Annotated in this window: 12 protein-coding genes; 2 read left to right on the forward strand and 10 right to left on the reverse strand. The window is 41.4% G+C overall.

From position 1 onward, the window contains the following. The 10 genes from FEF09_RS32320 to FEF09_RS29075 all read right to left on the reverse strand — a co-directional run. A partial coding sequence (locus FEF09_RS32320; protein WP_222597251.1) for a hypothetical protein occupies window positions 1–188 on the reverse strand: 188 nt, incomplete at its 3' end. Between the two features lie 182 nt (window positions 189–370). Further along, complete coding sequence (locus FEF09_RS29035) at window positions 371–658, reverse strand: TonB-dependent receptor (protein WP_146308321.1); 288 nt, start codon at window positions 656–658, stop codon at window positions 371–373. A 180-nt stretch (window positions 659–838) separates the two neighbouring features. After that, window positions 839–2,764, reverse strand: a complete 1,926-nt coding sequence (locus tag FEF09_RS29040; protein ID WP_146308322.1) for a carboxypeptidase-like regulatory domain-containing protein — start codon at window positions 2,762–2,764, stop codon at window positions 839–841. A 327-nt stretch (window positions 2,765–3,091) separates the two neighbouring features. Further along, window positions 3,092–4,237, reverse strand: coding sequence for a FecR family protein (locus FEF09_RS29045; protein ID WP_146308323.1), 1,146 nt, complete (start codon window positions 4,235–4,237; stop codon window positions 3,092–3,094). Between the two features lie 80 nt (window positions 4,238–4,317). Beyond that, window positions 4,318–4,899: an RNA polymerase sigma factor gene (locus FEF09_RS29050; protein WP_146308324.1), complete on the reverse strand. Its 582-nt coding sequence runs from the start codon at window positions 4,897–4,899 to the stop codon at window positions 4,318–4,320. A gap of 106 nt (window positions 4,900–5,005) precedes the next feature. Further along, window positions 5,006–5,416: a hypothetical protein gene (locus FEF09_RS31180; protein ID WP_186774606.1), complete on the reverse strand. Its 411-nt coding sequence runs from the start codon at window positions 5,414–5,416 to the stop codon at window positions 5,006–5,008. A 162-nt stretch (window positions 5,417–5,578) separates the two neighbouring features. Continuing rightward, window positions 5,579–6,496: a helix-turn-helix domain-containing protein gene (locus FEF09_RS29060; RefSeq protein ID WP_146308325.1), complete on the reverse strand. Its 918-nt coding sequence runs from the start codon at window positions 6,494–6,496 to the stop codon at window positions 5,579–5,581. A gap of 29 nt (window positions 6,497–6,525) precedes the next feature. Continuing rightward, window positions 6,526–6,855, reverse strand: coding sequence for an amidohydrolase family protein (locus FEF09_RS29065; RefSeq protein ID WP_146308326.1), 330 nt, complete (start codon window positions 6,853–6,855; stop codon window positions 6,526–6,528). Then, entirely contained in the window at window positions 6,852–7,094 is a 243-nt protein-coding gene (locus tag FEF09_RS29070; protein ID WP_146308327.1) for a hypothetical protein, read from the reverse strand. Before FEF09_RS29070 ends, FEF09_RS29065 begins: the two co-directional genes overlap by 4 nt. Before the next feature lie 193 nt (window positions 7,095–7,287). Further along, window positions 7,288–7,842, reverse strand: a complete 555-nt coding sequence (locus FEF09_RS29075; RefSeq protein WP_146308328.1) for an amidohydrolase family protein — start codon at window positions 7,840–7,842, stop codon at window positions 7,288–7,290. Window positions 7,843–8,479: 637 nt separating this feature from the next. On the opposite strand from FEF09_RS29075, the gene FEF09_RS29080 reads away from it, so the two are divergent. Then, complete coding sequence (locus FEF09_RS29080) at window positions 8,480–10,975, forward strand: bifunctional aconitate hydratase 2/2-methylisocitrate dehydratase (protein WP_222597252.1); 2,496 nt, start codon at window positions 8,480–8,482, stop codon at window positions 10,973–10,975. Between the two features lie 31 nt (window positions 10,976–11,006). Next, a partial coding sequence (locus tag FEF09_RS32325; RefSeq protein ID WP_222597253.1) for a hypothetical protein occupies window positions 11,007–11,191 on the forward strand: 185 nt, incomplete at its 3' end.

Here is an 11,191-nt window from a genome sequence, read left to right on the forward strand (position 1 = left end):
ACAAAAGTATTGGTAAAGCACCGAAGAATTTCGGTGTTGCAGATCCCATATAGATATAGTTCTGGCAATCCTGCGGCTTTTGCCAATGGCAGGGAGTCTACAATGGCTATACTTTTATCTGCATTCATCCGCTGGAATAAGGGTCTTCCGTTATCAGGATTCACTCCCAGATAAGGTATTGCTTTCAAGGTGTTAATGTCTTCTCCTTTGTATCGATAGTAGTTACCTGTAAAACCATCGATCAGCGAGTCACCATATATTTTTAGTCAGTCTGTTCTTATAAAGCTGATATTCATTCGGTGATCCATTAAAGTCCTTTGTCTGTATGTTGATGGTAGACAGATTAATATCTATTCCTTTATTGGTGAGTTCACCGATATTCCGGATCTGTGTAGCAAAACCGATATAGGTTGGGCAACTGTACTGACTGCAACAAACCGTAGCTACGGCGATTATACAGATCTGTACTCAGGTTCACACGCTTCCAAAGTTCCAGATCCATCCCGATGTTGGTCGTATAAGTCGTCTCCCATGTAATCTGATCATTACCTAAACGTTGAATAGTGGAACCATAAGTATTTGCATCATTATAACGGAATATATCTGCATAGGTGGTAAAATTGAGATAATCACACCAGCTTCCGGCCGGAGGTTCCATAAGCCGTCTCTTAGTTTCAGATTAGTGATTGGTTTTACAGATTTCATAACGTTTCCTTACTAAGGAGCCATCCTGCACTCAGCGAGTAAAAAGTACCATATCTGTTATTACGACCGAAATTGGTAGAGGCATCCCTTCTCAATGAAGCTGATGCAAAGTCTCTTTCTTTATAACTATCATTCAGTTCACCAAATACAGAGAAAGAGCCTTTTCAACAGGAGCTGGCGCATAAGGAGTTGCAATCGTTCCGAACAGCTTGTTGATATAAGTTCCATAATTCTGAAAAGCGCCTAACGTACGTTCTCCGGGATAGGGAACTATATACTGATACCGCGAAGGAACTTGTACTGGTCTTTCCGTATTCCTGGCCTGCCAAGCAGTCAAAGTATGCTCTCCAAACTGTTTGCTGGCAGTAATTAAGTTCGATGTCAGGAAATAATTCGTTCTGTCATCTGACACTGTCAAAGCGCCATTTACAGCTATCCTGTTATTTGCCGGACCATCATAACGCCCCCGGTAGGTCCGTGGATCTTTATAGGAATTTAAGTTGTTATTGATATACTGGAATGTATTGGTTGTTTGTATAGACAACCAAGGCAGGATATCATACTTCAGCTTACCCGTGAGCAGATAACTTTGTCTTTTGGTAATAGCAGTATTATAAGTATAGGAATACAAGGGATTGTCGTAATAAACAGTGCCTCTTTTTCCTGAAGAATTGTATATGTAGTTAGGTACAGAATCAGCCAACGCACCATTAGAATAGTAAGGGGTGACCCATGGAAGGAAAAGGTAATTCTGTGTCTCTGAAGTGGAGGCGGTATACTTATCGATCAGTACATTGGTATTGATACTAAGCGTAAGTTTATTATTGATACGCTGATCAAGGTTCAATCGGAAAGCTTTCCTGTCAAGGTTATCCCCCAGTATTGTTCCGTCTTGTCTTGCCCAGTCCAGTGCAGTGTAGACTTTCGTTTTTTCATGTCCTCCGGACATGGAAAGATTGATATCACTCTGATTACCATCCGGGTAAAATGTTTTATTACTCCAGTCATAATTTTGCTGCAGATCTTCTTCCGTATAAATGCGGGTTGTATTAAAATAGTTATCAAAACTACCGTAGATACTATTTAAAGACGGAGATGCCGCATATAATGACGTCATGTAGTTATGAATGTGGGAAGTCAGCTGACTGGTATTCATATAATTTACCAATCTGTTATTTTTCACTTTACCATAACTTGTGTTCAATCCTATTTTCATCTTACCGTTAGCACCACGGCGGGTAACCACAACAATAACACCCTGTGCTGCGCGGGATCCGTAGATAGCGGTAGAAGCGGCGTCTTTCAGAATGGTGATACTTTCAATATCATTCGGATTAACGATATCCTGCAGGTTTGGTACATTGCTGATAACACCGTCTATGACCAGTAAGGGGCCGAAATTAGTATTGGACTGATCGGGCATAGATGCCTGTCCGCGCATAACTACCTGTCCCCTTGTAGCTACGCTACCTCCGTTTTCAACAATGTAAAGTCCGCTGGCCTTCCCTTTCAGCATTGCCAATGCATTGAGGGTAGATACCCCTTTACGCAACTCATCACCTTTAATTGTCTGTAAAGCGCCCGTAATTTCACTGACTTTCTTTTGCTGGTAACCGGTGGAGATAACGACCTCTCCTGCGGTGATGCTGGTTCGGTTCAGAACAATATTAAAATAATGGTTGGTTCCTATTTTATATTCCCTCGATTCAAATCCGACGAATGACACAATAAGGACATCTCCCTCATAAGCGTCTATGGAAAATTTGCCTTCTTTATCGGTGTATGTACCATTGGTATTGCCTTTTATCCGGATAGAAGCACCTTCCAGTGCTTGTCCGTCGGCACCAGCTACTTTTCCTTCCACGATATCTTTTACAGGAACAACATTATCGCCGGACTTAGACTTTGCCTTGGGGGTTAACGTGATTGTATTATCAGCAATTGTAAAACCAAACGGCTGGTCTTTGGTACATGCTTCCATAAATTGCCTCAGTGGCATTGCATTCGCTTCTATCGCGACACCTTTTGTGTCATTCAGATAACTTTTGTTAGCAAACACAACATACCCGGTCTGTTGTTCAATAGCTTTAAATACCTGTTTAAAGTGAGGGCATTCCCTTTTAGTGTAACGGTTTGGGCCTGAGTGGCGGCACCTGTCTGCAGTAATAACAAAGTAAAGAACAATGCTGTCAGCCGCCTTGCCGGAGCAAAATTTAGAAAAGGACCACTACGGAACATTCTGAACGCAAAACGATGTTTTTGCATACACTTCTCGTGATGTTTAGTTGTTAGAAATTGGTTGATTCTGAAAATAAAGACCCCATCTCAGGCAGTTCGTCAACTACCCGGCAATATTGGTTGTTTGTCTTTTATATTATTGGCTAAGTCAGGGGAAGACGATCAATTTTCTGTCTTCCAGTTGGCATTTCACACCTGAGACTGCCAGTGTATTCAATAAGTTTTTTAATGTCATATTCCGGCTGATCTTACCGGTAAACTGTATATTCGGTTGGTAGCCCGCATACACCACTTCTATATCATACCAGCGTGCGATCTGATGCATCACTTCATTCAGATCACTGTCATCAAAGTCAAAAAGATTATTTTTCCATGCTATTACTTTTTCAGGATCAGGATTGTTTACCATTGTTGTACCATCCCGGAGAACGGCTTGTTGACCGGGTTGCAGCAACATATTTTTCGCAACCCGTATACGGCCTTCCAGTAAAGTAGCGGCTATGCCGTTTTCCTCTTTATATGCCTTTATATTAAAACTGGTCCCTAATACTTCTATCAGTTCTTTTTTATCTATTGTTACGACGAAAGGCATGGCAGCATCTGCTGCTACTTCAAAATATGCTTCCCCGCTAATTTCCACACTCCTCTTATCACCACGGAACAACAGCGGATAATGAATACTACTACCTGCATTCAACCAGACCTTTGTTCCATCAGGCAAAACAAGCCGGTATTGACGGCCATTAGGAGTAGAGACTGTGTTGTACACCACTTCATTCCCTTCACCATTATATAAGAGTGCGCCATTTTGTACTTGTACGACCTGTCCCCCTTGCAATGCCACTGTACCATTCCGGAGTGAATCCAGTACTATGGTTTTTCCATCTGCCAGGGTCAGCATTGCACCGTTCCTCCCCGGTTGTATATCTGCCAGCACCTTTACATTTTGTGTAGGTAGCTGACGCGTGGACAGATAATATCCGCCACCAGCCAGTATGAGTAATAATATTACGGCACTGGCTGCCATCCATTGCCGGACTGGCATTCTGCGATAAAGCGGCTTAGGTAATTCATGATGAATGGCGGACATAACATGTTGTTCAATCCGCTGATCTATTTCCGGAAGTGAATATTCCTGCTGCAGCTGAAAATCAAACAGCTCTTTCAGCTGAGCATCAAGGACTTGCATCTGCGCTTCATCTTCCAGCAATTGCCGGAACTGCAGCACTTCATCTGCAGTTAATGTCTCTGTCAGATACTTATCCAATAGCTCCTTTATAGCAGCATCATTCATAATGTTATCCTTTAGCGCGCCCTATTCAGCTATAAAGACGCAATTTTTTTTAAGTACATAGATCCGGAATTCACTTTTTTTTAAAAAAAGATGAAACCCAACGATACCAGTAGTAGACAGAGCTCCGGAAAACCCGCCAGTTCTGCCCTGATGAAGCTCAAAGCCGCCATCAGCTGCTGATTGACTGTCCCAGACGAAATTTTCAGCTCATCAGCTATCTGCTGATGCGTTTTATTTTCAAAGCGGCTCATGACAAACACCTGTTTCCTGCGGGGAGGAAGCCGGTTAATAATTTCATGGAGGCGGCTGCTGAGCTCTTTAAACTGAAGTTGTTTTTCCGGTGTCCAGCTATAGGCCTGATCTACCTCCGGATCTGTGGGAATGAATTTTTTGCGTAGTTCTGAGATGGTATAGTTGCGGGTTACAATGAATAGATAATTCTCGAAGGAAGTCAGCTGATCTAAGCCCTCGCGATAATGCCATATTTTCAAAAAAACATCTTGTGTGATCTCCTCTGCCCTTTCAGGAGATTTAATAATACTGAGTGTGTGCATAAATACAGGCATTCTGTATTTTTTAAATACAGCGGCAAAGGCTTTGGTATCCCCTTTGGCGATGGCGGCAAGCAACTCTTTTTCCTCGTATGACTGTGCACTCGACAATGTGAAATAAAATAATGCGTATAAATGTACAAATTTGCGGAGGTAGATACCAAACCTTTTGTTACATCTTTCAACAGTCAGACAAATAATAAAATTAGAACATCTGTTACGCCTGTTCACCAGCCCCTACCTTTTCAACAGCGCGTAACTCATTATCCAATAGCTCACAACGCACAATATCACCGTCTTTAAACTCCCATAATGAGTCGTCCTCATACTTTTCAATAATCTGACAGGTATTGTCAGGCTCCCGGGCAGCGGTTGTTGGATGCCAGTTTCCATTTGTGTCTTTTACCATTATTGTAATCAGGGTTGAGAAACCCCCTGTCCAATGGTCTTTATTAAATTCATATTCTGTGATATGAAAATCATCGGGATAGTTTTTAAAGCCGGGTTGTGCCCTTAAACGTTCAACTGTCTTCTGCGCCTCTTCACTGGAAGTATACACGCCTATAAATTTTATTTCTTCGCAGCCATCCAACTCATAAGCATGTTGAAGTATAAAAGCTGATTTCATTTCTAAATATTTAATGCGGGAGAATTTTATTCATGGATATTAGCACAGATTCCCTTTCTTACGCCTGTTTCTACATTTATTTTTTTAAACACTGTAATTGTTTTGTAAAAGCAGGTTTTACCTTCCATGGCAGCTATCTGAATACCCGAAAGGTATAAACATTCAGTTAAACTTTCGCCGGAATTCCAAAGGAGTTATGTTCGTTTTACTCTTAAATAATTTATTAAGCGATGATGGATGCTCAAATCCTAATTGGTAAGCGATTTCACTCACAGACAACGAAGTTACTGAAAGAAATTCTTTGGCTTTTTCAATCACCTTATTATGAATATGTTGTTGTGTGGTTTGTCCGGTTATGCTCTTTAGCATATCACTAAGGTAATCAGGTGAAACGTTAAGTTGTTTTGCAATGTACTGTACCGTCGGCAAACTGTTTAACAACGCAATTTCATGATCGAAATAATTATTTAAAACATTCTCAAGACGGATTAAAATTTCATCATTTGCTACTTTTCGCGTAATAAACTGCCGATTGTAAAAACGGTTACTATATTGCAAAAGCAATTCAATCTGTGCGATACTCACATCCTGACTAAACTTGTCGATATTAAAAAGATACTCCCGCTCTATGTTTTTGAAAATTTCATTCAAAACCTTCTCTTCATCTTCTGATAGATGTAATGCTTCATCCAATTCATAAGAAAAGAAACCATAATTTTTAATATGCCGGGCTAAGGGGTATCCTGCCAGAAAATCGGGATGAATAAGGAGACAAACGCCTTTAATCGGAACATCTGAATCTTTTATATGGGAAAGCACCTGATAAGGAGAAATGAAGGCCATTACGCCTTCATCATAATCATAATGACGCTGACCGTATTTCATCTTTCCCGTATAATTACTTTTGATAGCGATACAAAAGAAAGCCATTACAAACTGCTTCATTGAAGTCAATTGGTAGTTGGTTATATCCTCATACCGGAATACACTTATCAACGGATGTTTAGGTTTAGGCAAGCCCATATACCGGTGCATTTCAGCAATAGATGTTATTACGTATGGCGTTTGCTCTTTTTTCATCTCCATATATATTTCCAGCAAAGCTGTGGTTACAATGCTCGTTTATAGGCTGCCCTTTCTAACAAATAAGCCACAGAATTTTCCGCATCTTGCTTTATCCGTCCGATATTATATCCGGTCAGCTTACCTTTTGATTTCAAGATTTTACCCGCAACCATTACAGTATCAATGTTACTTCTGTCCGCAGCGTGAACAACTGTTCCTATTGCATCATTAGATGGAAAAAGATTAACAGCATTCGTATCAATTAAAATAAGATCCGCAGATTTTCCCGGCGAGATACTTCCTGAAACATTTCCAAAACCGGCTATTTTTGTTCCATTGATCGTTGCCGCTTCGAGTATTTCAAAGGAATTCACAGGTTTGGGAAAATTCTCCGCACCATGATATTTTTATTTTGTGCAAAAGCCCTTTGCAAAGAAAAAGCGACACGCATCTCTGTAAACATATCACCACCGTATGCTGTTTCCAGATCTGTGCCAATACCGGGCTTCATCCCGTGATCAATGGCATGTTGATAAGCGAATACGCCTTCCTCCAAACCATATTGAGCATCAGATCGGGGATCAACCGTCACTTTTACACCGCAATCGCTCATGATCTGCCATGCCTCATCCGTTAACCCTGTGCAGTGATTAAAATATTATCCGGTCCAAGCACTCCTTTTGCCTGTAGTTCTTTTAAAAGCTCTGAAAGCTCTTTGCCCAAAAACTCTGTAATAATGGGAACGTTTAACCGACGGCCTACTTCCCAATTTGCTACTCCCATATGTGTAAATACCCCCAGATGTATCAGTCCATCTGAGGAAAACTTCTCTTTTGCAGGCGCTCCAGACCAGCTGTCCAGAAAGACTGTTCCCATTCTCCTCCGAGTGGAAAGCCGGGAGCATAAAGGGCTCTGATACCTGACTCCTGCAAAGCATCAACAGCAGCGACAGCATGCGAATAACTGCGGGTGTTATGTGAAGCATCAATGATGGTGGTAATACCATGATCTATTGCACTCAAAGCAGTAAGCAGGTTAGCAATATAAATATCTTCAGGCCTGTAATATCTGGCTATATCAAAATGGACATCATTCACATAACTCATCAGATCACTTACATCAGGCATCAGCCTCCTTAGTGTACCTTGCCATGCATGTCTGTGTGCATCTGTAAATCCTGGCATCAGTATCATTCCTGCCGCATCGATCATTTCAGCATCTGTTATTGTAATCTCTTTTGCAACTGCTGTTATTTTTGTTCCTTCTATTAACACATCACCTACAGGAAAATTGCTGGTTTTACTGTCCATAGACAGAATAGTTGCGCCTTTAATTAAGATCTTTTGTTTTTCTACTGACATCTGTAAAATAATTTACAACAAAAGTCCTATGATCTCAATAGAAGAAATTGTCCTATTCCGGGATTGTTATTTCCAAAAATCGCATATCAAAATTTTCTTCGATCCATTTCCGCTGTAACATTCTTACTCCCGGAGTGCTGTTTTATAGATTGCGCTAATTTCCACTCACCTATGTTAAACAATTCATAAAACTGAATTTCTCCAAACAGATCGAAAAACTCCGATCTGTCTGTATAAATCTTTACCTGATGTATACGCTTGCAGTCAGAGCCTGTCATCAGCAATATCTTCTATTTTCCTTTGTAAAACACATTTTTGAGGCAAATAAACCATACATACTACTCAATTTCAATTACTTAAACCACACTCCATTCCCTTAAAACGTATGTATTGATTATTGGTGAGCGCTTATCCAATCGGAGCAATCAGCTAAATATCAGCTTTTGACGAATTGGTGATATCGGGAGTGAATTTGAGGAGCAGCATTCATATAATCTTGAAATGCAATGTAATAATGCCTGTCTCTTTTTGAAAAACTGTCTTTTATACCCCATTAAAGTGGGATCTTATTTAGATCACTGTGTAATATTATAGACATTAGTTACCTTTGCGGACTCGCATTCAAAAAGAAAATTGTATGAGCCGTTATAATGAATATCTTAAGGAAATAGAAGAAAGAAAAGGTCTGGAACTTCATCCAAAGCCGATTGATGGTGCAGAATTGCTAAATGAAATCATCGGACAAATTAGAGATCTCACAAATGTGCACCGGAAAGATTCTCTTAATTTCTTCATTTATAATGTGTTACCGGGAACCACCAGTGCTGCTGGCGTAAAAGCTAAGTTTTTAAAAGAAATCATTCTTGGTACAACCAAGGTGGAAGAAATTACTCCTGCTTTTGCTTTTGAGCTGTTATCTCACATGAAAGGCGGTCCTTCCATTGAAGTATTGCTGGATCTGGCCCTGGGTAACGACGTAGCTATCGCAAAAGAAGCTGCAAAAGTGCTTAAAACACAGGTTTTCCTCTATGATGCGGATACCGACCGTCTGAAAGAGGCATTCAAAAACGAAAATCCAATAGCTAAAGAAATAATCGAAAGTTACGCGCAGGCTGAGTTCTTCACAAAACTGCCTGATGTACCTGAAGAAATTAAGGTAGTAACTTTTATCGCTGGTGAAGGTGATATTTCGACTGACCTGCTCTCTCCGGGCAATCAGGCACACTCCAGATCTGACCGTGAACTGCATGGTAAATGCATGATCACTCCTGAAGCTCAGGTTGAAATCAGAAAGCTGCAGGAACAACATCCTGACAAGAGCGTGATGTTGATCGCTGATAAAGGTACCATGGGTGTAGGTTCATCCAGAATGTCCGGTGTAAATAACGTGGCCCTCTGGACGGGTAAACAGGCAAGTCCTTTTGTTCCATTTGTAAACATTGCGCCTATTGTAGGTGGTACAAACGGTATCTCCCCTATCTTCCTCACAACTGTTGACGTTACCGGTGGTATCGGTATCGACCTCAAAAACTGGGTGAAAAAGGTAGATGAAAATGGTAAACTGGTTCGCAATGAAGCTGGTGAGCACATTCTCGAGGAAGTATACTCCGTTGCTACCGGTACAGTGCTTACTATCAACACTAAGAAGAAGAAACTGTATAATGGCGATAAGGAACTGATCGATATCTCTAAGGCACTTACGCCGCAGAAAATGGAATTTATCAAGGCTGGCGGATCATATGCTATCGTATTCGGTAAAAAGATCCAGACTATCGCCGCTAAACTCCTCAACATCGATCTTCCTCCTGTATTTGCTCAGCCGAAAGAAATTTCTCACGAGGGTCAGGGTCTGACAGCAGTTGAAAAGATCTTTAACAGAAATGCTGTTGGTACTACTCCAGGTAAAATATTACACGCTGGTTCAGATGTTCGTGTAGAAGTAAATATCGTAGGTTCTCAGGATACCACCGGTCTGATGACTGCGCAGGAACTGGAATCTATGGCAGCTACTGTGATTTCGCCAATTGTAGATGGTGCCTACCAATCAGGTTGTCACACTGCATCTGTATGGGACAAGAAAGCACAGGCAAACATTCCAAAACTCATGAAGTTCATGAATGAATTTGGTCTGATCACTGCTCGTGACCCGAAAGGCGAATATCATTCCATGACTGACGTAATCCACAAAGTACTCAACGATATTACAGTGGACGAGTGGGCTATCATCATCGGTGGTGACTCTCACACAAGAATGTCAAAAGGTGTTGCATTCGGCGCCGACTCAGGTACTGTTGCACTGGCACTGGCTACAGGTGAGGCTTCCATGCCAATTCCGGAATCAGTGAAAGTAACCTTCAAAGGAGAAATGAAGGATCACATGGACTTCCGTGATGTGGTACATGCTACACAGGCACAGATGCTGCAGAAATTTGCCGGAGAGAACGTTTTCCAGGGCAGAATCATCGAAGTACACATCGGAACACTCCCTGCTGACCAGGCCTTCACTTTCACTGACTGGACAGCAGAAATGAAAGCAAAAGCTTCTATCTGTATCTCTGAAGATGATACCCTGATCCAGTCACTGGAAATTGCCAAAGGCAGAATCCAGATCATGATCGATAAGGGTATGGATAACAGCAGACAGGTTCTTCAGGGACTGATCAATAGAGCTGATAAGAGAATTGCAGAAATCAAGTCAGGTGAAAAACCAGCTTTAACACCAGACGAGAATGCAAAATACTATGCTGAAGTTGTAATTGACCTGGATGCCATCGCTGAACCGATGATTGCTGATCCGGATGTTAATAACGATGACGTTGCAAAAAGATATACCCACGATACTATCCGTGCACTTTCATACTATGGCGGAGAGAAGAAGGTAGATCTTGGTTTCGTTGGATCCTGCATGGTACACAAAGGAGATCTGAAAATTGTTTCCCAGATGCTCAAAAACCTGGAAAAACAGAATGGTAAAGTCGAGTTCCACGCACCACTTGTAGTGGCAGCGCCAACTTACAATATCATTGATGAATTGCAGGTAGAGGGAGATTGGGAGATCTTGCAGAATATTCTGGCTTCGAATTCAACGATAATGCTCCAAAAGGCGCAGCACGTACCGAATACGAAAATATGATGTATCTCGAGCGCCGGGTTGTAACCTGTGTATGGGTAATCAGGAGAAAGCAGCTAAAGGCGACACCGTAATGGCTACTTCTACCCGTCTCTTCCAGGGAAGGGTGGTTGAAGATTCTGACCGTAAAAAAGGTGAATCTCTGTTGGCCTCTACACCAGTAGTTGTGCTTTCTGCTATTCTGGGAAGAATTCCTAACATGGAAGAGTATAAAGCAGC

The organism is Chitinophaga pinensis (assembly GCF_007896845.1).
GTDB lineage: Bacteria > Bacteroidota > Bacteroidia > Chitinophagales > Chitinophagaceae > Chitinophaga > Chitinophaga pinensis_C.

What these genes read in the sequence shown, in the direction of transcription:
- FEF09_RS29075 (WP_146308328.1), bottom strand. Translation starts at nt 7,842, where the DNA reads ATGTCAGTAGAAAAACAAAAGATCTTAATTAAAGGCGCAACTATTCTG.
- FEF09_RS29060 (WP_146308325.1), bottom strand. Translation starts at nt 6,496, where the DNA reads ATGAAAAAAGAGCAAACGCCATACGTAATAACATCTATTGCTGAAATG.
- FEF09_RS29070 (WP_146308327.1), bottom strand. Translation starts at nt 7,094, where the DNA reads ATGAGCGATTGCGGTGTAAAAGTGACGGTTGATCCCCGATCTGATGCT.
- FEF09_RS29045 (WP_146308323.1), bottom strand. Translation starts at nt 4,237, where the DNA reads ATGAATGATGCTGCTATAAAGGAGCTATTGGATAAGTATCTGACAGAG.
- FEF09_RS29080 (WP_222597252.1), top strand. Translation starts at nt 8,480, where the DNA reads ATGAGCCGTTATAATGAATATCTTAAGGAAATAGAAGAAAGAAAAGGT.
- FEF09_RS31180 (WP_186774606.1), bottom strand. Translation starts at nt 5,416, where the DNA reads ATGAAATCAGCTTTTATACTTCAACATGCTTATGAGTTGGATGGCTGC.
- FEF09_RS29035 (WP_146308321.1), bottom strand. Translation starts at nt 658, where the DNA reads ATGGAACCTCCGGCCGGAAGCTGGTGTGATTATCTCAATTTTACCACC.